Here is a 24,398-nt window from a genome sequence, read left to right as displayed (position 1 = left end):
TTTAACTAAAAATAAAGCAGCTTAATTAATAATCCGAAATTTAAAAGATTACTCTTGTTTTATAGGGGTCAAAACAATGTCAACAAAGTATCTTCTAGAATAGAAGTGTTTTTTAATATCAACAATAGCGAAGCTCTTAGGCTTAGTCCATGCTCGAAAAGGCTCTGCTCCTTTTCTCCCCGTACTAATCCTAACCACAACCGTTAGCAAATATTTTCGAGCGATATTTTTAGAAATAAAATTTTTGTAAATTTGCAGTATGACTAAAAAAGAAGACATACAAAATTATATATCTAATCTGAAAAATAGATTAAAAGATGAGCTTCCTAGAATTTCAGAAGAAATTCGTGTCTATGAAGAAAAACTTGCAGAAGGAAAATTAAACCCTAATCCTACACCAGGACCACAATTTAATGGATAAACCAATATTACTAGTAATTGCTGGTTGTAACGGTTCTGGAAAATCTTCTTTCTCAAAAGCTTTCACTGAAGGAGAAACAAAAGCTTATGATTATGACAAAGTCTATAAAGAAAAGTACGAATCACTAATTGATACTGAATTTAGAGACAGAATGGCTCATAATCTTGCTAGAAAAGATCTTGAAAATACAATAAAATCTTCTATTAAAAACAGAGCTGATTTCTGTTATGAAACAAACTTCAACTCTACTCCACTGTATTGGCCTAAGATTTTTAAATCTGAAAATTATAGAATTGAAATAGTTTTCTTTTGCTTAGATTCAATTGAAAAAGCAAAGGAAAGAGTTCGTATTAGATTTGAAAATGGTGGTCATTTTGTACCAGATAATGAAGTTAAAGAAAGATATGAATTAGGTTTTAAACATTTAAATGAAAATTGGAAGTTTTTCGATTCCGTTACTCTTTTTGAAACAAGTAAATACAATGATACCCCAAGTCACTTATTTACAATTGAAGAAGAACAATTTATATTAAAAAATGATTTTCCTGAATATCTTGAAGAATACATTCCTAGTATAAAAGAGCTAAATAAAAAACATTAGCCAACCAAGAACTGAGGTAAAAAACAAAAATTTCATCATAAGTCCTACCGGATTTAGCAATGGCAAAACACTGTTTAAGCAACTTATTATCATCCGCTATTAATGCTAGTTTTCTTGCTTTTTACTTTGTAACAAAACTCTTTTAATTTATTTTTATCAAAAAAGGTTTCTTGATTTGAAATTTATTTCTCATCATCTATTTTAGAAGCCCTATAAAAAGAAGAATAAACTCCTAATTTATTTATGGACCTACAAACATTAATAAGCGAGTTAAGTTTTAAAGCTAGTAAAAGTTCTGGAGCAGGTGGACAACATGTCAACAAAGTATCTTCTAGAATAGAAGTGTTATTTAATATCAACAATAGCGAAGCTCTTAATCTAAGAGAAAAAGAAATAATTCTGTTAAAGCTAAAAAACAGAATTAACAAAGAGCAAATACTTAGTTTGAGTTGCGAAGAAACTAGATCACAACATAGAAATAAAGATTTGGTTACAGAACGTTTAATTACTTTACTGAAAGCAAACTTAATCCGTCCAAAAATTAGACGAGCAACAAAACCTACCAAAGCATCTGTAAAACGAAAAACTGAAAACAAGAAAAGACAGTCTTCAATAAAAAACTTACGAAAACCACCTAAATCAGATTGAAAATTCTAAATTTAAAAGATACTGAATTAGAAAAACGCAATAGCCAACACTCGCTAAAATTAATATGAGGTTTGGTGCTTACTCATAGTTTTGCTTATATTTACTAAATTGCCAAATTTTGTTCGTTTGGATTTGTAAAATTAGAAATACACATCTAAATAAAACTTCATATTAGTAGCTGTACTTAAAGGATTTACTCCTTTTGCTCACTAATAAGTTTGACCGAAATAATTGAATAACATGAAAAATTATAATAAATACTAAAAACATGAAAAAATTAATTTTAATAAATTTTATTATCTTTTTCAACACTAATTTATTTTCTCAAGAAACAAAATGTGAATGTTATTCAAAATCTGGAATTAAAGAAAAACACGGTATTGGAGCTTGGACTTCTGTAATTGGAGAAAATGAAAATGGAGAAACATTACAATACCATTTTTACTCTGCTTACTTTCCGCCGCAAGAACTTTGTATACCACGAGATGATATTTGGTGGAGAAAAGTGAACGGAGCAATTCTGAAAGCAATAAAAACCCATCCTATTTATAAAAGTTCACAAGTAGCTATAAAAAAAGGACATTTTACTGCAAATGCCGAACAACTAACAGGTCAAGCATTTATTACTCAATCTGAAATCAATCGCATAAAGGCCAATCCCGGAACAATAGTTCACGTTGATGCCTACCTTCATACTTTTGCTAATAAATTGAGTTTGTGTGATACGGATAATTTAAATGAGGATCCAAAAATTCAACCATCAGAACTTTCTAAAAATGAAAACTCTACCATCATAAACTCCCCTTCAAATAGTATAAACGATGAAAAGCAAATTAGAAGAACAGCTAAAGAAAAGCAACTTGCAGATGCTCAAAATTTTATAGCCAAACAAAATGCTGCAAGTGAGAATTATAATACTGCCTTAAAAAATTTGGGTAATACCTTAACCACTCAATTTACCGAAATATCTAACAATTGGGCAAAAGAACAAGATTATATAAATCAAATATCTAGTCTTTCTCAGATAAACTCAACAAATGTAGACGGTATTATCAGAGAGGCTAAACAAAAACAAAGACAGTTAGAAATTGTTTTTGATAGAAAATCTAGAGACCTAGAAAGAGAATTAGCCACATCAAGAACCCAAGTATTAGCCGCTGCAAAAAATGAAACTCAAGCTGCCGTAGGAGAATTATTAGCGACAACCGCTATAGTAATGGCTAGAAGAAAACTTGAAAAAAATGAGCGTGAAGCACGTCAAAATTTAGAAAGACAAAAAGAAAAAGAATTATCAAAAATAGCAGAAAAATTAAAGAATAAATATCTCCCTCAAAAAAAAGAAGCTTTTAAAGCAGCCATTCTAGCAGTGTCAGAAGAAGCAGAAACATATTACCTAGAAAAGTATGAATTTGCAGATTGTATGATTGAAGATGCAGCAAATATTATACTAGGAAATAGAAACTATTGTGATGACCCTGGGAAACAAAAATTTGTTAACAACAGAAAAAAAAACACGAGCAAAATATATTATGATGCATACAAACGAAAATCAAAAAGTAGATACGATGAGTTTAAAGAAAATGCTCCTTATTTTTTAGAACTAGCTCTCCAAAAAAATCCTAAGAATACTGCTTGGCTTTATGAAAAGTCACAATTAACTAATATTGAACTTATCGATAAATTAGCAATTCTTAAAAAGATTACTCTTTTAGACAGTAAAAATAGTACTTATAAAAATGCTTACAAAGAAACACTAGATAGCTATAAGGATCTTTTAAATCAGCAACGAATTTATGAAGAGCAAAAATCTAAATACGGAAGCGATATTATAAGAAACACACTGTTGAATTTGGTACACGAAAACTACAACTGGGATAGTCACGAAAATTTAAAGCTGATACATGTTAGAGATTATAATGAAATATTCTTTATCAATCAAAAGGGAGAGACCATACTAGAAGTTTCAAATTACAATTCTGTCACAGATTTTAATGAAGGGCTTGCTTTAGTAAGTAAAGATGGATTGTATGGATTTATAAATTCTCTGGGTGAAATTGTGATTCCTATTAAATATCTAGGAGCTAGCAATCTATCAGAAGGACTCGCTGCTATTCAAGATCCAACAACACAACTATGGGGATACACGGACTCCAAAGGAAATTTAGTTATTCCTTTTGCATACTCCGAAGCGGATTCGTTTTCAGAAGATTTAGCTTTTGTGAAAAAAAAGGTTAAAGAAGGAAAATGGATTTTATCAAATAGTTTGTATATAGATCCTAAATACCAAGCCTGTTATATTAATAAAAAAAATGAAATTGCTGTTAAAGAAAGATTTGATACAGGAACACCTTTTAAAAATGGTATCGCCCAAGTAAAAAGATATACAAGAAACGATTCTTTTATGGGAGGCGGAAAAGACAAAACTTATTTTATTGATAAAAACGGAAAAAAGATCAGTCAAAATAAATCTAATTTGGCAAGTTCTTTCAATCCTATTAATGGATATGCTATCTTGAAAAAAGGTAAATATTATGTAATTATTAACAACGAAGGAAAAATTGTATCAGAACTAAAATTTCATAACATCCCAAAATTTATAGACGGAATTGCTATTGTAAGTACTTCTACAGCTTGGAGAGCTGTATTTGGAACTTATACAAAATACGGTTATGTTCATTACACAGGTAAAACAATTTCTAAAATAAAATATACTTCCGCAAAGCCATTTGTTGATGGAAAAGCATTGGTTGAATTAGATGGTCAAACTTTTTATATTGATAAAGAAGGAAATACCATTTCAGACTAGCAAAAATAACTCTAAGCTGATGGTGTTCTCTAAAACCTCAACAATTTTACAATCCACACTGCTGAAGCCTAGCCAAAACTGTAAACAACAATTACACACGCCACAAATTGATTAATACCTATATTGAACGAGATAAATTACTCAACAACAACTTTCAACAAATAGAAATTTATATTAGCTCTTGATTTTCTATATTTGATAGGCAATACAACCACTAGTAAAAAGCTTATTCTTCTTTATTTGGTATTGTCAATAATTAAAAAATGAAAAGACTACTCAGTTTTATTTGGCCACAAACAACAAAAGTAAATTCAGAATACAACGGAATGTTAGAAGTAACATTCGTTAATGGAAAAAAATTGCTTGATAGTAAAAATGCCAATTACTCTTTTGGATCCTTGCAAAAAATATTAGAAACAGGAATTTCTAAGGTTGATTTAACAGCTGTAAATTCCATTTTGTTATTAGGGCTCGGTGGTGGAAGTATCATTACTTCTCTCAACAAAAAATTTAGTTACACTAAAAAAATAGTTGCTGTTGAATTAGATCCTAAAATTATTGAAATTGCGCAACAGGAATTTTCTATTTCTAGTTCTGACAATCTAAAAATAGTAAACCAAGATGCATATCATTTTGTAAATGTCTGTACTGATACATTTGACTTGATAATTGTAGATTTGTTTATAGACAACAGAGTACCAAGTCAATTTTATTCTGTAACATTTTGCTCCAATTTATCCAGACTTTTAACTAAAAAATCTTCACTAATCTTTAACTTAGGAATGGATGAACATGATGCAAAGAAAAAAAACAACGTGCTACAATATTTTAAAAACACCAAAAGCTTTACAGTATCTGAATATGAAAAAGTAACAGGAACAAATTCATTGTTAATTGCACACAAAATTCAAAACTTTTTAATTTGATACGTAGATAACGTTAATTTGGTACTTGATATCTTGATTTGTTAAAAACGATTGCTTCTATTCATTACATACAAACCGTTAAAAATAAAAGCCTTCAAAATCAGAACCTCAAACAAGAATGATTGATTTAAATAGTTGAAAACAATTACAATTCTAGTCAGTCTATTTGATAGGAATCCATATTTCCTCTTCAGAATTTGGATCGTTGTTTTGATATTTTTCTCCCAAAACTTCAAAATGAGGTCTTTTATCTAATTCATATGCTGAATTGGGCAACCATTCTGTAAAAATATATTGAAAAACACTAAAATCATTGCTCAATCCTTTGTAATCAAAAACGGCATACATTCCTCCTTCTAAAACAAACATGTCCATATTTTCGGGAACGTTGTTAAAATTTTCTACTTCTACAGCAGCCCATTTTAAAAATTCTTGATAAGGGTCAAACGTTTTAAAATACAATAGATCATTGTAAATTTGCATAGAAATTTTATCACTAGAAACCCTTTGTTCTATTTCTTGAATTCTGGGAGCAAAACCACTCCAAAGCTCTTTGGTTTTATTATTAGCAATACTCATCACTTTTGTATTTCCAATCAGCTTTTTCTCTTCTAAAATTTCTATTCTTGGTTCCATTTTTTTCAACGAATAAGTTCACCTACGAACATAAAAAAATCCGCTTAGAATAGCGGATTTTTATGGATAAAAGTACAGACATTATTCCAAACCTTTTAAAACATCTTTAAAATCAACTATTTTAAAATTTTGATTGCTAATTACATCCGCATCTTTATTTTGTCCATCTTGTGCGATAAAAAAGCCTTTGGGAAAGTTAGAAAAACTTACCGAAGTTACATCTATTCCGTCTGTATCGTTGGTTCCATCAATATGACCTTCTTCAATCGTAAAACTTTTTATGTATTGATTAGAGACTCTATCAAAAACAGCATAAGAATTGTTTCCTTGAGACGATAAAATCAAATAACCTGTATCTTTTGATTTTTTATAAATAGTTACTCCTTCAAAATCATCCTTTAAATTTACCTCATCTGTTTTAGCCACTAAAACTCTTTCTTTGGTCAAATCATCTGCGTTGTATTTCCAAAGAGCCACGTCTTCTTCGGCAATGTAAACAAAGCCAAACACATCATCTGCAACCATTCCTTCTGTTTGTGAACCAATTTGGATGGTTGTTAACAACTCTCCAACAACACCAAATTCTGTTGCCACCAACTTCCATTTTTCTACACCTCCAGATTTTCCAGAAAGAAAAACAAAAGTTTCATTTGAGGTTTGATACATACACAAACCATAAATTTCTGCAAGGTTAGACTTTATAGGTTCTTGAACAAGATCTTCTAAAGTTCCATCATTATTTACTTTGTGTACCGTAACGGTATTGTTACTTCTGTTAGAAGCGGTAACCACCGAAATTTTTTCTCCTTTGTAGTCAAAACCATCTCTTACGTCTACATTGTTCACCTTTCCTACTAAGTAGTTGTACAACAACTCTCCTTTTAAATTGTAAACGCACAGACCTTGTTTTTTATTGGTTCCAATGATTGTTGATTTTTCTACATCTGTAGGATGAATCCATACACACATATCATCAGCAGCGTCATCGGTTGTTTTTACAGGAGTAGTTTCTGTCACAGCATGTACAGCAAAAACCAATTTTTTATTTTTTAAAGCTTTTTGACAAGAAACCATTCCTACCAAAATCACACTTAAAACTAGTATCTTTTTTTTCATAATTGTTGTATCAAAAAATGCCTATAGTAGAATATAGGCATTTTTATGAATTTTTAGATTGTTTAGAAATTGTATTTTAAACCGATATTCCAATTCATACCGTAATACTCATTTTGCATGGTATAATTTTTAGAACCTTGGTAATATCTTAAAGGTTGATTGGTTAAGTTTTTTAACTCAGCAAAAAATCTTAATCCTTTAGACAGTTCATAGTTTCCGTTAATATCTAAGAACATTTGAGAATCGTAATACCTATCTTCAAACGCTTCACTTCCATATTCATCAATATAATCACCAGCATAGTTTAAAGAAGCTCTCATTGTTAACTTTCTAGTTTCGTAAGCCAATGAAGTGTTGAACATGTTTTTAACAGCTCCTGCCAATGCTAATTTTCCTCTACCTTCTAATTCAACTTCTGAATCTGTGTAGGTATAGTTTACATAAAGACTTACGTTTTCTAATTTTTCAGAAATAAAACTCAATTTGGTTTGTAGTGATGTTTCCAATCCAAAAACAGTTGCTTCGTCACCATTTCTTGGCTGAGAATAACTCTCATATGTATTTCCAGAAATTGGATCTAAATAATCATTTTCAGAATAGTTAAAAATAAAGTTGTCTAGGTTTTTATAGAAGGATCCAAAAGAGACAATTCCTACCGATGAAAAATAGTGTTCAAACATCAAGTCAAAGTTTCTAGCTTCTGTAGCTTTCAATGCTGAATTTCCCGCTTCCAATTCATTGTCATCAGAATTGATGTTTAAATAAGGAACCAAATCGTAATAATTAGGACGAGCAATGGTGTTAGAATAAGCCAAACGAGCAATGGTGTTTTTTGTAAAGTTGTACTTAAATTGTAAGTTAGGCATTACATTGGTATACTCTTTTGTTTGGTTGATTTTTTCAGCATCATCTATAGTTTCAGCAGTTTCTACGTCAATTTTATAACCCGTATAATCAATGTTTGTATTTTCTATACGCAAACCTGCTAGCAAAGATAATTTCTCACTCAAATTCTGCGTAATCATAGCATAAACAGCGTTGATTTTTTCCGTAGCCTTATAGTTTCCGGGTACGTATTCTCCTATAACATCTTCTCTGTCAAACAACGTTTGGTTTTGTAAATTTAAAGAAGCTAAGTATTCTTTAGAAGCAAAATTACCCAATACATATCTTTCTCCAGGCTCAAAATCACTCAATGTTTTGTCTACAAAAGAAATATTTTCCAAATCTGAAACAGGCTCATATTCTGCAAAGTCATTGTTCCTTAATTTGTCTTTTTGTTGAAATTTGTAACCTGTTTTAAGCGTATTTGTATACGTTCCTGATTTTATAATCGGAAATTCAAAATCTGTTTTAAAACTGTAATTCTCTTCAGATGTATATTGATTTTCTTCTGTGATTTCATCCAAATCAAATTTAGAAAGATCATTGTAATCTCCGTTAGATGGCACCATGTAAGGATACTTGGTGTTGTTTAAATTTTGTCTTACTTCTACATCTTCTTGACTAAAAGAAATGTATCTTTCATCTGGTCTTTCTTCAGAAGCTTTAGAATAACTTGCTTTCCAATCTGCTTTAACAATCCCAAATAAAATATGATCTCCATTCAAAGCAAATTTCTGAATTTGCTGTTCTTCCAAACGAGCATCTTTTTTCAAACCTCCTTTGGTTTCTCTTACTACTTCTGTAGAATATAACATTGGATTGTCTTTAGACTCCACATCTTTAAATTGTACTCTATACCTGTTTTCCCAATCTTTTCTATTGTTTAATACAGAGTGGAAATAAATGGTGTTTTCATTGTTAATCTTATAATCTAAATTTAACGCAATACTTTGTCTTTGTCTTGTCAAATCATAACGTCTAATATCGTGTTCTTTAACCACCAATTCATCATTGTCATTTTTATCCCATTCAAACTCCACATTGTCAGAACCAAATTCGTTAGACTGAGAAGAAGCACTAATCACCGCTCCTAATTTGTTGTCAAAAAATCTATCTGCTAAAACTGTAGAAAAGTTGTGAATCAATCCTTCTCTAATTGGGTTTTGTCCGTAAGCAACTGTAGCAGTAATTCTTCTTGCAGATGCAGCACGTGTCACCAAATTTACAGAACCTCCAATGGCATCTCCTTCCATGTCTGGAGTTACTACCTTGTTTACTTCTACTGCTTGTACCATGTCCGATGGAATCAAATCCATTTGCACATTTCTGTTATCTCCTTCTGCAGATGGAATTCTTTCCCCGTTTAACGTTACCGAATTCAACTGTCCTGCCAAACCTCTTACGATGATATTTCTAGCTTCACCTTGGTCATTCTGCACAGCAATACCCGGAATACGTTTTACAGCATCTCCAATATTTGCATCTGGAAACTTCCCTACTTGATCTGCAGCAACAACATTGGTTACATTCATATTGTTTTTCTGCTTGTTCAACGCTTTTGCTTGACCTCTACCGTTACTTCCCTTTAGAACAATTTCATTCAAACTATTTACAATAACTTCTAAAACAAAATTTACCATTTCTGTTTTTTCACCTAGCGTTACCTCTTTGGTCATATCTTCGTAACCTAAATAAGAAGTACTTACTTTGTAGGCTCCTTCTTTCAATCCTAAAAGGATAAAGTTTCCATCAAAGTCTGAAACTGTTTTAGTGTTTAACGATTCAATCGTAATTACAGCTCCTGGTAAAGGCAAATTATTTTCATCAAACACATGTCCGCGAATGATTCCTTTTTGAGCAAAACTTGCCAGTGTGACTAGCAAGAAAATACTTGTTAAATAAAAATTTTTCATTGTTTAGTTTTTAGTTTAGTTGGCAACAAACTTATTACTCTATACATATGTTAACGTTACGATACAATCATCTTACAATCAAAAAAAGGTTTTAAAACTGTTAATTGTAAGTTATCGTAATAACTGTTCTTTACAATTGATTGGTTTTACTAGAAAAATCAAATTTTATCCCACACAATTTTTTAACATCACAAACGGAGAGCATAATAGTATCATAAGAATCTACTAACCTCAAGTTTCCTTATTAACTAGAACTTTACCAAAAACAAACTAATATCGACATGACAAAAAACAACAACAGTAGAAGACAATTTATTCAAAATGCTTTAATGGCTACGGGGGGAATTCTTTTAGCTCCTAATTTTATCAGTTGTAGTGATGATGACGTTACAGATAGCAGCGTAAATACTGAAGGTTATACAAGTACCAATTTTCAACAAGGAGTTGGAAGTTTTGACCCTACTTCATCTCAAGTAATTATTTGGACTCGTTACAACGCAGCCAACAAAGAAATACTATGGGAAGTTGCTACAGATATAGATTTTACAGATATTTTAAGAAATGGATCTGTTGTAACAGAAACATCTAGAGATAACACTATTGCTATTGAGTTGACTGATCTTTCTGAAGGATTGAAATTGTACTACCGTTTTGTTAACAAAGAGGACAAACAAACCTCAGCAATTGGAGAAACCATTACTTTGCCAGAAAATGCTTCTAGTTTAAAGTTGGCAGTTTGTTCTTGTTCTAATTTTCAGGCAGGACTTTTTAATGTATACAATGCCATGGCAAATTCAGAAGCTGACATCATTGTACATTTAGGTGATTACTTTTACGAATACCAAGCGGGTGGTTATGGTAGTTCGGATGAAAACGCATTTTTAAACCGTTTTCACCAACCAGAACACGAAATTGTTTCTTTAGAAGATTACAGAACTCGCTACAAACAATACAAACAAGATGCAGATTTGCAATTGGCTCATCAAAAAAAGCCTTTTATCTGTGTCTGGGATGACCACGAAGTAGCCAACGATACTTACAAAGATGGTGCTGAAAACCATTCTGCTAGCGAAGGTTCTTTTGAAACTAGAAAAAACAATGCTTTGCAAGCCTATAGCGAATTTTTGCCTTTTTCTAGATTGGATGCTGACAACCAAAGTTTGATTTACAGAACCTTTAATTTAGGGAATTTGGTAGATTTGATCATGTTAGACACTCGTGTTATAGGACGTGACAAGCAATTAGACTTAGCAGATTATTACACCGCTACCGGTTTGGACGGAGCTGCTTTTCAATATGCCCTTTTTGATACAAACAGAACGTTGTTAGGAACTACACAACGTGATTGGTTGCTAGGGCAATTGAATACAAGTACTAGCAAGTGGCAAGTTTTAGGACAGCAGGTATTGATGGGAAAAATGTACATTCCTGGTGATTTATTGGCTGCTTTTGGAACTGCTAATTTCAATACTATTTTAGCTGAATTGGTTCAAATAAAAATGAGATACCAAGCTGGAGACCCTACTTTAACTACCGAAGAAATTACAAGAATTCTTACCGTTATACCTTACAACCTAGATGCTTGGGATGGATATCCTGTAGAAAGAGAATTAATTTACAATGCTTTGGGTGATAAGAAAGTAATTGCATTTGCAGGAGACACACACAACGGATGGAGTAGCAAATTAACCAAACAAGATCAAACAGAAGTAGGAATAGAAATTGCAACTGCTGGAATCAGTTCTCCTGGTTTTGAACAATATTTAGGAAATCCTAGCGCAGAAACACTTACTGCTTTTGAAGGTGCCTTAACTACTTTGATAGACGATTTGAATTATTTTGATGCTTCAAGAAGAGGATTTGTCATGACTACTTTTACCAATACAGAAGTAACTTCTGAATGGATTTTTGTAGATACCATTTTATCTCAATCATACGCAACTATAGTTGGACACACAGTTACTTTCTCTTAATTAGCAAACACAACTACTAAAAAAAGAGAAGCTATACAGCTTCTCTTTTTTTATAAAAACATGCTTTCTGCTTCAAATACATTCCATAATTTTACACTATGGATTTTAAAGTGGTTTCTAAATATTCTCCCACAGGAGATCAACCCAATGCTATTAAGGAATTGGTTGCAGGTGTAAACAATGGTGATCAGTACCAAACACTACTAGGTGTAACGGGATCTGGTAAAACCTTTACGGTTGCCAATGTTATTCAAGAAGTCAAAAAGCCAACCTTGGTATTGGCTCATAACAAAACGTTGGCTGCTCAACTGTATTCTGAATTCAAGAATTTTTTTCCAAACAATGCCGTAGAATACTTTGTTTCTTACTACGATTATTACCAACCTGAAGCTTTTATTCCCTCTACAGGAGTTTATATAGAAAAGGATTTGTCTATTAATGAGGAAATTGAACGTTTGCGTTTAAGCACTTCTTCTTCTCTTTTGTGTGGCAGACAAGATGTTTTGGTCGTAGCTTCCGTTTCTTGTCTCTACGGTATGGGAAACCCTGTTGAATTTAAAAACAACGTCATTACCGTTAATGTTGATCAACAAATTAGCAGAACCAAATTTTTACATCAGCTAGTACAAAGTTTGTATGCTCGTACCGAAGCAGATATGAAAAGTGGAAACTTTAAAGTAAAAGGAGATACGGTGACTATTTTTCCATCATATGGTGAATATGCATACAGAGTTCATTTTTTTGGTGATGAAATTGAAGACATAGAATCCTACGATTTAGAAAACAAACAGGTCATAGAACGTTTTGAAACCTTAGATATTTATCCTGCCAATTTGTTTGTAACCTCTCCAGATGTATTGCAAGGAGCCATTCATCAGATTCAAAACGATTTGATGAAACAATACGATTATTTTAACGAAATAGGAAAACCTTTAGAAGCCAAACGTTTGAAAGAACGTACCGAATTTGATTTGGAAATGATTCGTGAATTAGGGTATTGTAGCGGGATTGAAAATTATTCTAGGTATTTAGATGGAAGAAATCCCGGGGAAAGACCTTATTGTTTACTAGATTATTTTCCAGATGATTTTTTAATGGTCATTGATGAAAGTCACGTAACCATTCCACAAACCCATGCCATGTATGGTGGAGACCGCTCTAGAAAAGAAAATTTGGTGGAATTTGGTTTCCGTTTGCCCGCTGCTATGGACAACCGTCCGCTAAAATTTGAAGAGTTTGAAGCCATTCAAAACCAAGTCATCTATGTAACTGCTACTCCTGCAGATTATGAACTAGAAAAATCTGATGGTGTGGTGGTAGAACAAGTCATTCGACCAACAGGATTGTTAGATCCTATTATTGAAGTACGTCCTAGCCAAAATCAAATAGATGATTTGATTGAAGAAATTCACAAACGTATTGAGGTAGATGAACGTGTATTAGTGACCACTTTGACAAAACGAATGGCTGAAGAATTGGCCAAATATTTAACCCGAATTCAAGTCCGTTGTCGTTACATACATTCCGATGTAGATACGTTGGAACGTGTAGAAATTATGCAAGATTTACGTAAAGGCTTGTTTGATGTATTGATTGGTGTCAACCTACTTCGTGAAGGATTGGATTTACCCGAAGTTTCCTTGGTAGCTATTATAGATGCCGATAAAGAAGGTTTTTTACGTTCGCACAGATCTATCACTCAAACCGTAGGTAGAGCAGCAAGAAACGTAAACGGAATGGCTATTTTGTATGCTGATAAAATTACCAAGAGTATGCAGTTAACAATAGATGAAACTGCCAGAAGACGTGAAAAACAAATTGCTTATAATTTAGAAAATAACATTACTCCTACTCAGATTAAAAAAGATTTTGGAAACAATTTAACGGACAATCAAGGTACCAACTACCAAGAAATTCAACATAATTTAGCTGCTGAAGAAGATTTAGATTATTTGTCCAAACCTGCTATTGAAGACCGTATTAGAGAAAAACAACGTGCCATGGAAAAAGCAGCTAAAAATTTAGATTTTATGACTGCTGCTAAATTAAGAGATGAAATAAAAGCTTTAAAAAGTAAATTGTAAATTAATTTAAATTTGTTTCTTCAAAATTCGGATTTGTTTTTACATTTGTGACTCTTAAAAAATAAACATTATGTGGTTCGAAGTAAAAGTAAAATATAGCAAAATAGATGATAACGAAAAGGTAAAAACCTTTAATCAACCTTATTTATTTGATGCTTTAACTTTTACAGAAGCAGAAGCTCGTGCTACAGAAGAAATGGCAAAATACCTTTCTGAAGGTTTTAAAATCACCAACATTAAAGTAGCCAACTTCTCTGAAATTTTTCCGAGTGAACATGGAGACCGTTGGTTTAAATGTAAAGTTTCTTTGGTAACCTTAGACGAAGACAAAGGATTGGAACGCAGAACCAACACCTATGTTTTGGTACAAGCAAACGATGTAAAAGATGCTTATGAATACTTGTTAGACCAATTTTCAGACACCGTTTCTGATTTTTCTATTCCAAGTATTACAGAGTCTCCTATCATTGATATTTTTCCATTTTTTGATGGAGAAGAACCAATAGAAACTATTGCACAACCCAAAGTATATACAGAAAGTTCTTTTGAGGAAGACGAAGAAGAAGCTCCTGTAGCTCTAGACGATGAAATCATAAATGAAGAAGAAGTTATTGAGGACTCTGAAGACATTATAGAAGACTAATGCAACAAATTGCTTATTTACTCGGAGGTATTTTTGGACTTTTAGCCATTGTTTTAGGTGCCTTTGGTAGCCACTTACTCAAAAAAAAATGGAGTAAAGATATTTTAGACAGTTTTGAAATTGGTGTAAAATACCAAATGTACCATGCATTATTTTTAGTCTTGTTAGGTAGTACACTAACATTCAACTCCATAAGCAGTACTCTATCCGTAATTTTTGCTATTTTGGGTATTTTTCTGTTTTCTGGAAGTATTTATGGAATCTGTAGTTTAAAAAGTCGTGAACTTCCTGTTAAATTTTTAGGACCTATCACTCCATTAGGAGGTTTATGCTTACTTTTGTCTTGGTTATTTTTTTTACTAGCCGTATTATAAAATGACAACAAAAAGAAAAAGTAAAACGTATCGCCTTTTTAGAATTTTCATACATAAAAATCGCTCCAAAATAAGTCATGCTTTGGACGTGTTTTTTATGGGGTTAAAAAACGGTGCTAGTGACACCAAAAAAACAACTACAATCATACAAGCCTTTGTTACCAAAGGAACCATTAGTAAAGAAGAAGAAAAATTCTTAAAAATATATGTTTATGATTTGTTAAAAGTAGCGGGAATTGGAATTCCTTTTGTGCTCTTACCTGGTGCAAGTATTATCATTCCTTTTGTAATTCGTGCTGCAGAAAAACGCAATATAGATTTGATCCCTTCCAATTTTAAAAACAAACCTAAAGAACAAATAAAACCTTAAAATTAATTTTAGCATTTTTGGTTTTTATAATTCTACTAGTTGTTCAATCAAAATAGAGTTCTTAAAAAAAATATAAAACAACCATACAAATACATTTTGTATGGTTGTCTTTTTAAAACTATGCTATTTTAATCATTTCATCCTCACAAAAAACCATAGGTCATCTTTCATTTCATCATTATACAATAGCTTTAACATCCTATTAATTATGGTAACTATGATCAAACTACGCTCTTTTTTAATACTACTAATTACTTTTGTTAGCTGTACCCATAACAACGATGACAACGTATACATTCCACCAGCTGTGGAATCAAAAGAAGAAATTTTAACATCTACAAAAGACCAACCTACATTTATCAATGGCGAAGATCCAAAACCAGACAACAAAATCTGGGAAAAAGTAGATCTTTTATCTGATGAATTTGAAGAAAATACTTTAGACAGTAACAAATGGGCTTTATTAATCAGTTCTTGGGCAGGTCGTCCCCCAGCTCTTTTTACAGAAGAAGCAGTAACCCTAAGTAACGGAAACTTAAACGTTACTAATTACTTATTAAACACCTCGCAAGTAGTCAATGGAAACACTTATACCCATGCTGGGAGTTTGGTAAGATCTATTCACAATGGTAGCCCCGGAATGTATTTTGAATGTAGAATGAAAGCCAATAAAACTTTTATGTCTTCTACTTTTTGGTTGATTAATGATCGAAATTCTAATTCAGGTTGTGACAGAAGAACTACTGAATTAGATATTCAAGAATGTGTGGGAGAAATAACCACAGATGCTACTTGGGCACAAAAAATGAACCACGGTATGAATTCTAACACACACAGTAGAAATACCTCTTGTGATGAAACCAATATAGGTAGTAAAGGTGGTGAAGTTGAAACTGATGAAAACTGGAAAGATTATCATATATATGCTGCTTGGTGGAAGAATGAAACTGAAATTTTATTCTTTTTAGACGGAAAACATCAATTTACAGTGAATCCTATAGAAAAATTTAACCTTCCCATGTCTCTTAGAATGGTTACGGAAACCTACGATTGGAACCCTGAACCTACAGACGGAGGGATGACAGGTAATTGGGAAGATAGAACTACCAAATATGATTGGGTAAGAACTTGGCAATTAGCAGAGATTATTGAATAATTTTGATATCAATTCCAATCTGATTTTTCGAAATTTAGGCTACCTTTGAAACAAACTTATATCAAATGATAAACATCAAAACTTTCAAAATAATTGCCATATTAGAAGGTGTTTCTTACTTACTTTTACTAGGCGTAGGAACTCCTTTAAAACATTTTACAGGAAACGAAATTTTAGTAAAAACCTTAGGAATGCCACATGGTTTGTTATTTATTACTTACATCATCATGGCTTTTTTACTTAAAAACGAAATGAAATGGACGTTAAAAGAATTTGCTATTATTTTAGTTTGTTCTATTTTGCCTTTTGGAACTTTTTACGCAGATAAAAAATATTTACAAACAACATAACACGCTCCCATGAAAAGATATCTTTTATTACCTATCATCGTTTTTTTTGTTAGTTGTACTTCCTCTCACAAGAGTAAATTATCACTAAAAGAAAGACCTCTCTACAAAGTTCACAAAGCAAACTCTGAACTTGTGATTGATGGTAAATTAGACGATACTGCATGGGAAAAAGCAGAAGCTCGAACTTTTGATTATTACTATCTAACTGACAAAGAAGAGGAAAAACAAAAAACAACATTTAGAATGTTATGGGATGAAAAATATCTTTACGTTCATTACGACTTGAATGATAAGTTCATCAATGCTGCCGAAACAAAAAGAGACGGAGCACCTTATTTAGACGATTGTGCTGAGTTGTTTTTAATTCCCGCTCCCAACGGAGAAAACATTCATTATTGTTTTGAAATCAACCCGAACAAAGCCATCAATGATTTGGTTTTTGTGAATGACTTTTACCAAGGACAAAATGTAGCCATAAGAGCTTTTAACCCTGATTTTAAATTAGAAGTTGCTATCAATGGTACACTGAACAACAATTCTGATATTGACAAAGGATGGTCTTTAGAAATGGCAATTCCACACGAAACTTTTAATGCTGTTTCTAATGAATTTCCAATAAAAAAAGGAAGTCAGTGGGCATTTTTAGCATTGAAACAAATCAGAGATGATGAAAATATTGGAAGAAGAGTCATGTCTACTTTATTTCCTGTAGAAAACGTTAAAGAAAAAGATGTACACCAGCCTAGTATGTTTGGTTTGTTAGAGTTTGTAGATCAATAAATAAAAATAGCTCTGTAAATATTTCCTGCTTTTAACATATAAGCTCCCTCCCTATACAAAGAAGTCTCTATAACTATTGCTGAATTGACATTGTTATTTTGATACAAAACATCTCCTACTGTGTTTAACAATTGGATTGGACCATTTTGAATTAGAGATACATCGACAACTATTTTGGTTATATAAAGCTCATCCATTTATCTATTTATTTATATTTGACATTCAATACAAATAAACTTTAAAAAGTTAAATATCAACACAATTCTCTATTTATTAAATGTTTCTACACATCCTAATTTGATAGACAATTACTGGACATTTCTATTTTTAGCAATTTTAAAGCAATCTGAGTAGCAAAATTCCTATTTTTCATTAAAAAAGCATCTTTACGCTATGCAATATAATACCCATTTTTCTCTAAAAAAATACAATACGTTTGGTATTGATGTAACTGCTGATCGATTTATTTCTGTTCACACCTTAAAAGACTTAAAAACCGTTGTTCAAGAAAACAAGGATTTATTTTTATTGGGTGGAGGTAGCAATATGTTGTTGACACAGAATCTAAAAAAGACAGTGGTTCACCTAAATTTAAAAGGGGTAATTGTTAACAATGAAACTGAAAATACTATTGAAGTAACTGCATATGCAGGAGAAAATTGGCATGAATTTGTGCTGTGGTGTATTGATCAAAATTATGGAGGCTTGGAAAACCTTTCTTTGATTCCTGGAAACGTAGGAACCTGCCCAATTCAGAATATTGGAGCTTACGGTTTTGAAGTAAAAGATACCATTATTTCTCTAGAAGCGTTGAATGTTGATACTTTAGAAATTGAAACCTTTACCAACAAACAATGTGAATTTGGTTACAGAAATTCCATTTTTAAAACTTGGGCTAAAGGAAAATATATTATTGTGAATGTTACTTTTAAATTAACAACTCAAAATCATCAAACCAACACCTCTTACGGAGCTATTCAAGAAGAATTAAAAGGAAATACAACTCCTAGTTTAAAAGAGATTAGTAATGCTGTAGTTGCTATTAGGAACAGTAAATTACCAAACCCTAAAGAAATTGGGAACAGTGGAAGTTTTTTTAAAAATCCTGTTATAGATATTACTCTATTTAAAAAATTACAACAACAATATCCTGAAATTCCCTTTTATCCAGTTTCAGAATCAACTGTAAAAGTACCTGCAGGTTGGATTATTGAAAAAGCGGGGTTTAAGGGACAACGTTTTGGAAACGCGGGAGTACATAACAAACAAGCTTTGGTTCTGGTAAACTACGGAAATGCTACGGGTAAAGAGATTCACGAAATCGCAAAAAAAATCCAGAAAAAAATCAAAAATGAATTTGATATTTCTCTGGAAATTGAAGTGAATGTTTTTTAGAAAACTACTTCTCTAAATCGTTAGAAATTCTGGTTCCTACATACTCATCATCTATAATATCTAAAATGATGTTTTCCGTTTTTCCATTTGCAATGTAAGTTGGAATGTTGTTTTTGGCAGCTTTTTGAGCCACACTAATTTTAGACCTCATACCTCCTCTACCTTCACCTTCTCCTTTGGTGTTTTCTTGAATGTATTGGTCTAAATTTTCTGTAGAGGTAACCTCTTCAATCAACTCTGTGCCTTCATCGGTAGGATTTCCTGTATACACACCGTCAATATCTGTTAAAATAATCAATTTATCAGCATCTACCAACTCAGCAATCAAACTTGCCATTTCGTCATTGTCTGTAAACATGGTAGATGTTAGAGAAACCGTATCGTCTTCATTAGCAACAGGAATTACCCCCTCTTCTAACAAGCCCATATAACAATTCACCATATTGTCTCGGTGAACTCCAGGCTGAAAATCTCTTTTTGTAGGTAATACTTGTGCACAGTTAATTCCATAATCATGGAATATATTGTAATACAAACGCATCATTCTTGGTTGACCTATAGAAGAATAAACTTGTCTTCTAATAGACTTATCTTTAATTTTTGAAGGCCCTATAACTTCTTTCCCAGCAATAGCAGAACCCGAAGAAACTAGAATCGTCATGATATTACGTTCATATAAGGTAGCTATTTGAGAGACTAAGTTTTGAAGCACTGGGCGAACGATTCTATTGTTCTTGTTCTTCATTACATTAGTTCCAACTTTTACAACTATTAATTGATCGTACATAAAATATTTTTTTGTTAAATTTTACACAAATCTACAAAAACCCACAGGGACAAACGCTCTAACAGTCAAAAAATTAACTTTAATTATTAAAAAAATCTTCCTGTAAAAGTTTCACATGACGTGTTATTCTGCTCATTTCCAGACTTAAAGTTCCGTTATACACACCTCTAATACATCCGTCTGGATCTATCAATAAAAAATTCTCATTATGAATAAAAGTACTCGGTTTTTGCGTTATTCCAAAATCGTCGTCTGCAAAATAAGAGGTTCTTGCCTGTTTGTAAATTGCCTTTTTATCACCCGTTACCAAGTTCCATTGTTTGCTGTTTATATTGTGAAATTCTGCATAATCTTTTAGTTTTTGAACGGAATCAATTTCTGGTGTTACAGAATGAGATAAAAACTTGACCGAAGCATCATTTTTAAAATTTTCTTGTAAAATAGATAGATTTTTTATCAACGTTTGGCAAATTCCAGAACAACTGGTAAAGAAAAAATGAGTGACATAAATTTTACCTTTATAATCTTGTTCGGTCACCTTTTGTCCTTCTTGATTTACAAATTGAAAAGGTGCAATGTGGTGTTTTTTTGCTTCAGTTCCCCATTCTGGTGTCAAATCGTACGAATTGAAATACGGTAGTTTTTGTACTGTTTGCTTTTCTTTAGAAAAATTGCAAGCCATCAACATTAAAAAAACACATATTATTAGCTTTTTCATTCTGTTCTTTTTAATTCAAACCATCACATCCTTTAGATCCTATCAATCCAAATTTTTCTCCATTTTTTATCACATAATTGGCTCTGTAAGTTCCATCATTCAAATACATTTTCTGGCTTCCCTCTTCATGTCCATTTGTGTAATTAAAATCTTTGTACAATTGCCCGTTTTCAAACCATTCTTTTGCATTGCCATGATACACGCCTTCATCATTGTAAGTGAATATAAATTTTTGATTGCCATTTGACCACCATCCTTTGTGAGTTTTCACTTTATTCCCTGCTTGGTAAACTCTAAATTCTGCCAAAACTCCATTGGAATACCATTTTTTAGACACTCCATTCAACAAACCACTTTTGTACTGTTTGTCAAACCTCAAAAGTGTGTCGTTGTATTTTTGGTACACACGTCCTGTGTAAGGTTCTTCCAAATGATACAACACACGGTTTTTCTCCACAAAATCTTGAGAATATTCTAATTTTTTTTCTTGTTGACAAGCCATCAACACTGTCAACAAGATTGCCAAAACAATTTTCTTTTTCATTGCTTAATTGCTAACAGTTCCTGGATTTCCAAAAAATCCGTCTCCGTTAATATAAGGGGCATCTGGTGTAATATGATAATGGTAAATTCCGTTAGGAAAATCTGCTGTAACTCCAAAATGACCATGATATTCATCCAATCTATCTCCATCAACTGCGGTTCCTTTTTCCATAGGACCATATACTGGAAATCCATCCAAAAGCAATCCTAAAAACGCTTCAGAACCGTATTCATCTGTCAAATAAGTAGGCTCTATGTGGTAATGGTAATTTCCTCTTGCGGTTGGGTGTCCGTTGTACTGGTCAAAAGATCGAATTTCTCTAGTCAATGCTGCACCACCTGCTGCATATTGATTGAAAAAAGGAACTCCGTTTATTGCAATTCCCATAGGCCCCATGTTGGTGGCTCTTTTTACACGACTTTCTTTGGGATGTAACGGAATTCTAAATTCATAATCTTGCGTTTCTATTCTGTTAGGATTCAAATGAAAACCTCTGCTAGTATTGTCTACATACTTTTCTTTTTCCCATTGGGTATCTATAAAATACGGTGATTTGTGATTGGGAACTCCCGTAGCATACACATACACCATGTCTCCTACTATTTTGTAAGATACCGTTTCTAAAGCAGTCAACTTTTCTAAAACAGGTGTAATGTCGTAACTTGTTTCTGCAAAAATTGTGACATTGTTAAATGGTTCTGTTGCTATTTTTTCTGCTCCGTTAAGAGAGGCTATATAACCTGTTAAGGTAGCCATTGCAAACAATTTAATGACACTTATAATTTTCATGCGCTATAATTTTATGAGGTTGGTAAATTTAAAACATGCTTGAACACAAAAACCCTACCCTAGAAAAAATTTGATATCTTTGTTCTAAGTTACAAAAATATTTATATGAAACTATTTATCATTTCATTTGGATTGTTAGCTTTGGCATTTGCAGGAATTGCCATTAAAATATGGGGAAAAAAAGACGGAAAATTTGCAGGTACTTGTGCCAGTCAAAACAGCAATTTTAACGATTCTGGAGAACCTTGTGGATTTTGTGGAAAAATGCCCGAAGATTGCGAAAACAAGTAATTAATTTTACTGCATTGCAACCAAAAACTGCCACATAGTATGTGGCAGTTTTTGGTTTTTATAACATTCTCTATAGTTTCTAAGACCTATCTCTTCTTTTCTTAATTAACATTTCTTAGCTTTTTTATAAAAACAGTATTTATTACTGACTAAAAAACAATACTTTTAGAACTGATAAAAGTACTTGTAAAGCGGTGTTGTCCGTTAATTTTTATAGGATGGCATTATTTTTAGTAAGTATATAATAAGTTGCCAAAAATTTAAAAAAACACCTATGATACAATCATTTGAAGTAAAGAATTTAAACAATAAAATTAGTGGCTATTATGAATTCAATGAAGATTTAAACATTCTTACTGGAAAAAATGGTTGCGGGAAAACCACTCTACTAAAACTTTTATGGTTTATGGTAAGTGGTAATTTCGATAAAATTTTTGAAGAAATGTACTTCGAATATGCGGAAATAAAATACAAAGAAGGAGGTAAAATTACTATAGTTTTAAAAGAAAATGAAAAACAAGAAAAAATTATTCATTTCTCAGTTATAAGTGAAAGATCGGAATTAGAAATTAAAGAAGAAATACCCTTTAGTCAATTTGAGAATTTACCTAACAGCTATAATACTAGAGAAGGTTCACTATTCTTTCCTACATTTAGAAGAATAGAAGGTGGGTTTGGTGTAGATTCTAACACTCAAAATAGACGACGATTTAGAAGGAATCAATTGAGAGAAGCACTTGATACAATATCTGATAATCTCTCTACAAGTAGCAATCACAAATTTATAGCCTCATTATCTACCGAAGATATTGATTACTTATTGAGTAATAAATATGCCGATATTTCAGAAAAGATACGTAAATTAGAAGCCAATCAATCAAGAAATATTCTAAATATAGTTGCTAATAGTGATACTAAAGAAAAAGAATCATTAGAACGAATTCGAAAAATTGTAAAAGAAAATGATGGAGAAAAATTTAAGATTCTAAGACCTTTTCTAGTTTTATCAAATTTAATAGATTTTTAAAGAAAAATCAATTAAAATCTCTGGTAACTTAGAATTAGGTCAAGCCAAAGAAGCTATTCTATCTAATAAATTATCCGCTGGTGAAAAACAAATGTTAAGTTTTTTATGCTATAATTTTTTCTTCGATAATTCAGTAATATTCATAGATGAACCAGAGTTAAGTCTACATACTGATTGGCAAAGACTACTTTTCCCTACACTCCTTAAACAAAAAAAAGATAATCAATTTATAATAGCTACACACTCACCGTTTATTTACTCAAAATATGAAAGTAAAGAAATTATTATTAATGAAGACAAAGGAAATAATTAATGGCTAAAAGAAAAACACCTTTAACTCCAGAAATAATAATCGCTACTCTTAAAAAAAGTAGTTTAAAAACTGTTTTAATAGAAGGTAAAGACGATTTATCAATATATAATCAAATTGAAAATCAAATAGATGACTTAGATATCAATATTCTACCATGCAATGGTAGAACAGCTTTATTGAAAGTTTATGAGTCAAAAGATAAAATCGAGTCTGATTTACTTTTTATATGTGATTCTGATTTATGGATATTTGAAGAAGATAAAACGACCAATACTGACCTTATTACAACTAATGGCTACTCAATTGAAAATGAATTATATCAAGATGGTATTAACTTCTTAAACTCACTTTTAACACCCGAGGAAATTAACACTAAAAAAGAAATTCTCAATAATATTTGTGAATGGTTTTCTTACGAGATTGAAAAGTATCTAAACAAAGACGTTAGTGATTGTAAATTCTCCGAAGTTACAATTCTAAATCACCAAGTCATGGAAAAAAAATCAACTATATTCACTGAAAAATTTATTGAAAAGAGAAAAGTAAAAAAAGCTAAAATTGAATTAGAACAAATGGTAAAAGATAATTATCAGACTCATTTAAGAGGTAAATTCTTATTTCAAATTTTCGAGAAAATATTCCAACAAAGGAAGAAAAATGAAGTTAAATATAGTACTGATCAGCTTTTTGATTTAATTTTTAAAACTACAACTAGTGGAACTGATCATTCAAAAAATTTAAATCTACGAAAGAATCAAATTTTAAATTTCTTTAAATAATAACTATTGCCTAACACCTCCACTTAATACGGATTTAGTACTTCCTCAAAAGTTTGTGTATATTTAGGAAATG

The 24,398-nt window shown here is 31.7% G+C and carries 26 protein-coding genes; 18 read left to right on the top strand and 8 right to left on the bottom strand.

Features of this window, described 5'->3' with window-relative positions:
- Nucleotides 1-259 precede the first annotated feature (259 nt).
- The 5 genes from Q4548_RS15055 to Q4548_RS15035 all read left to right on the top strand — a co-directional run bounded on the left by Q4548_RS15055 (nucleotide 260) and on the right by Q4548_RS15035 (nucleotide 5,402).
- A complete protein-coding gene (locus Q4548_RS15055) occupies nucleotides 260-421 on the top strand; it encodes a hypothetical protein (protein WP_303456359.1) in 162 nt (53 codons plus the stop codon).
- Entirely contained in the window at nucleotides 414-1,022 is a 609-nt protein-coding gene (locus Q4548_RS15050; RefSeq protein ID WP_303456357.1) for a zeta toxin family protein, read from the top strand. The genes Q4548_RS15055 and Q4548_RS15050 overlap by 8 nt, the downstream gene beginning before the upstream one ends.
- 243 nt (nucleotides 1,023-1,265) lie before the next feature.
- Nucleotides 1,266-1,670 carry an alternative ribosome rescue aminoacyl-tRNA hydrolase ArfB gene (gene arfB, locus Q4548_RS15045; RefSeq protein ID WP_303456355.1) on the top strand — a complete coding sequence of 135 codons (405 nt, stop codon included), beginning with the start codon at nucleotides 1,266-1,268 and terminating at the stop codon, nucleotides 1,668-1,670.
- A gap of 268 nt (nucleotides 1,671-1,938) precedes the next feature.
- Nucleotides 1,939-4,476 carry a WG repeat-containing protein gene (locus tag Q4548_RS15040; protein ID WP_303456351.1) on the top strand — a complete coding sequence of 846 codons (2,538 nt, stop codon included), beginning with the start codon at nucleotides 1,939-1,941 and terminating at the stop codon, nucleotides 4,474-4,476.
- Nucleotides 4,477-4,739: 263 nt separating this feature from the next.
- Nucleotides 4,740-5,402: a spermidine synthase gene (locus tag Q4548_RS15035; protein ID WP_303456350.1), complete on the top strand. Its 663-nt coding sequence runs from the start codon at nucleotides 4,740-4,742 to the stop codon at nucleotides 5,400-5,402.
- A gap of 162 nt (nucleotides 5,403-5,564) precedes the next feature.
- Here Q4548_RS15035 and Q4548_RS15030 read toward each other — a convergent pair whose 3' ends face one another.
- The 3 genes from Q4548_RS15030 to Q4548_RS15020 all read right to left on the bottom strand — a co-directional run bounded on the left by Q4548_RS15030 (nucleotide 5,565) and on the right by Q4548_RS15020 (nucleotide 9,952).
- Complete coding sequence (locus Q4548_RS15030) at nucleotides 5,565-6,038, bottom strand: GyrI-like domain-containing protein (protein WP_303456348.1); 474 nt, start codon at nucleotides 6,036-6,038, stop codon at nucleotides 5,565-5,567.
- 81 nt (nucleotides 6,039-6,119) lie between these two features.
- On the bottom strand, nucleotides 6,120-7,154 hold the full coding sequence (locus Q4548_RS15025; RefSeq protein WP_303456346.1) for a phytase: 1,035 nt from the start codon (nucleotides 7,152-7,154) through the stop codon (nucleotides 6,120-6,122).
- Nucleotides 7,155-7,216: 62 nt separating this feature from the next.
- Entirely contained in the window at nucleotides 7,217-9,952 is a 2,736-nt protein-coding gene (locus Q4548_RS15020) for a TonB-dependent receptor (protein ID WP_303456342.1), read from the bottom strand.
- A 281-nt stretch (nucleotides 9,953-10,233) separates the two neighbouring features.
- Here Q4548_RS15020 and Q4548_RS15015 point away from each other — a divergent pair, with 281 nt between their 5' ends.
- From Q4548_RS15015 to Q4548_RS14980, 8 genes are all read left to right on the top strand, one after another.
- Nucleotides 10,234-11,925, top strand: coding sequence for an alkaline phosphatase (locus Q4548_RS15015; protein WP_303456339.1), 1,692 nt, complete (start codon nucleotides 10,234-10,236; stop codon nucleotides 11,923-11,925).
- A 98-nt stretch (nucleotides 11,926-12,023) separates the two neighbouring features.
- Entirely contained in the window at nucleotides 12,024-14,009 is a 1,986-nt protein-coding gene (uvrB, locus tag Q4548_RS15010; RefSeq protein ID WP_303456337.1) for an excinuclease ABC subunit UvrB, read from the top strand.
- Nucleotides 14,010-14,079: 70 nt separating this feature from the next.
- Complete coding sequence (locus Q4548_RS15005) at nucleotides 14,080-14,652, top strand: DUF4494 domain-containing protein (protein ID WP_303456335.1); 573 nt, start codon at nucleotides 14,080-14,082, stop codon at nucleotides 14,650-14,652.
- Nucleotides 14,652-15,026, top strand: coding sequence for a DUF423 domain-containing protein (locus tag Q4548_RS15000; protein ID WP_303456332.1), 375 nt, complete (start codon nucleotides 14,652-14,654; stop codon nucleotides 15,024-15,026). The genes Q4548_RS15005 and Q4548_RS15000 overlap by 1 nt, the downstream gene beginning before the upstream one ends.
- Nucleotide 15,027: 1 nt before the next feature.
- Complete coding sequence (locus tag Q4548_RS14995) at nucleotides 15,028-15,396, top strand: LETM1 domain-containing protein (RefSeq protein WP_303456329.1); 369 nt, start codon at nucleotides 15,028-15,030, stop codon at nucleotides 15,394-15,396.
- Nucleotides 15,397-15,613: 217 nt separating this feature from the next.
- Nucleotides 15,614-16,552, top strand: a complete 939-nt coding sequence (locus Q4548_RS14990) for a glycoside hydrolase (RefSeq protein ID WP_303456326.1) — start codon at nucleotides 15,614-15,616, stop codon at nucleotides 16,550-16,552.
- Between the two features lie 65 nt (nucleotides 16,553-16,617).
- Entirely contained in the window at nucleotides 16,618-16,902 is a 285-nt protein-coding gene (locus tag Q4548_RS14985; protein WP_303456323.1) for a DUF3817 domain-containing protein, read from the top strand.
- A 9-nt stretch (nucleotides 16,903-16,911) separates the two neighbouring features.
- Nucleotides 16,912-17,682 (top strand): carbohydrate-binding family 9-like protein, encoded by a 771-nt coding sequence (locus tag Q4548_RS14980; protein WP_303456321.1) that lies wholly within the window; start codon nucleotides 16,912-16,914, stop codon nucleotides 17,680-17,682.
- On the opposite strand, the gene Q4548_RS14975 is transcribed toward Q4548_RS14980, so the two are convergent.
- Nucleotides 17,676-17,879, bottom strand: coding sequence for a hypothetical protein (locus Q4548_RS14975; RefSeq protein ID WP_303456318.1), 204 nt, complete (start codon nucleotides 17,877-17,879; stop codon nucleotides 17,676-17,678). The two genes, Q4548_RS14980 and Q4548_RS14975, sit on opposite strands and share 7 nt — an antisense overlap.
- A 196-nt stretch (nucleotides 17,880-18,075) precedes the next feature.
- Between Q4548_RS14975 and murB the strand changes: the two genes are divergently transcribed.
- Nucleotides 18,076-19,077 carry a UDP-N-acetylmuramate dehydrogenase gene (gene murB / locus Q4548_RS14970; protein WP_303456315.1) on the top strand — a complete coding sequence of 334 codons (1,002 nt, stop codon included), beginning with the start codon at nucleotides 18,076-18,078 and terminating at the stop codon, nucleotides 19,075-19,077.
- 4 nt (nucleotides 19,078-19,081) lie between these two features.
- On the opposite strand, the gene proB is transcribed toward murB, so the two are convergent.
- From proB to Q4548_RS14950, 4 genes are all read right to left on the bottom strand, one after another.
- A complete protein-coding gene (gene proB, locus Q4548_RS14965; protein ID WP_303456312.1) occupies nucleotides 19,082-19,864 on the bottom strand; it encodes a glutamate 5-kinase in 783 nt (260 codons plus the stop codon).
- A gap of 79 nt (nucleotides 19,865-19,943) precedes the next feature.
- Nucleotides 19,944-20,582 (bottom strand): SCO family protein, encoded by a 639-nt coding sequence (locus tag Q4548_RS14960; protein WP_303456309.1) that lies wholly within the window; start codon nucleotides 20,580-20,582, stop codon nucleotides 19,944-19,946.
- Nucleotides 20,583-20,592: 10 nt separating this feature from the next.
- Nucleotides 20,593-21,126 carry a toxin-antitoxin system YwqK family antitoxin gene (locus tag Q4548_RS14955; RefSeq protein ID WP_303456307.1) on the bottom strand — a complete coding sequence of 178 codons (534 nt, stop codon included), beginning with the start codon at nucleotides 21,124-21,126 and terminating at the stop codon, nucleotides 20,593-20,595.
- A gap of 3 nt (nucleotides 21,127-21,129) precedes the next feature.
- Nucleotides 21,130-21,915 (bottom strand): YHYH protein, encoded by a 786-nt coding sequence (locus Q4548_RS14950; protein ID WP_303456305.1) that lies wholly within the window; start codon nucleotides 21,913-21,915, stop codon nucleotides 21,130-21,132.
- Nucleotides 21,916-22,020: 105 nt separating this feature from the next.
- On the opposite strand from Q4548_RS14950, the gene Q4548_RS14945 reads away from it, so the two are divergent.
- The 4 genes from Q4548_RS14945 (at nucleotide 22,021) to Q4548_RS14935 (ending at nucleotide 24,325) form a co-directional block, all read left to right on the top strand.
- A complete protein-coding gene (locus tag Q4548_RS14945; RefSeq protein WP_303456303.1) occupies nucleotides 22,021-22,206 on the top strand; it encodes a membrane or secreted protein in 186 nt (61 codons plus the stop codon).
- A 274-nt stretch (nucleotides 22,207-22,480) separates the two neighbouring features.
- Entirely contained in the window at nucleotides 22,481-23,233 is a 753-nt protein-coding gene (locus Q4548_RS14940) for an AAA family ATPase (protein ID WP_303456300.1), read from the top strand.
- Complete coding sequence (locus tag Q4548_RS17245; protein ID WP_369281301.1) at nucleotides 23,226-23,546, top strand: AAA family ATPase; 321 nt, start codon at nucleotides 23,226-23,228, stop codon at nucleotides 23,544-23,546. The genes Q4548_RS14940 and Q4548_RS17245 overlap by 8 nt, the downstream gene beginning before the upstream one ends.
- Nucleotides 23,546-24,325, top strand: a complete 780-nt coding sequence (locus Q4548_RS14935) for a hypothetical protein (RefSeq protein ID WP_303456298.1) — start codon at nucleotides 23,546-23,548, stop codon at nucleotides 24,323-24,325. The genes Q4548_RS17245 and Q4548_RS14935 overlap by 1 nt, the downstream gene beginning before the upstream one ends.
- Nucleotides 24,326-24,398: the final 73 nt, after the last annotated feature.

Source organism: Wenyingzhuangia sp. 2_MG-2023, from assembly GCF_030548295.1.
Classification (GTDB): Bacteria; Bacteroidota; Bacteroidia; order Flavobacteriales; family Flavobacteriaceae; genus Wenyingzhuangia.
Note: the sequence above shows the minus strand (reverse complement) of the source record. Positions and strands in the feature narration are given on the sequence as shown.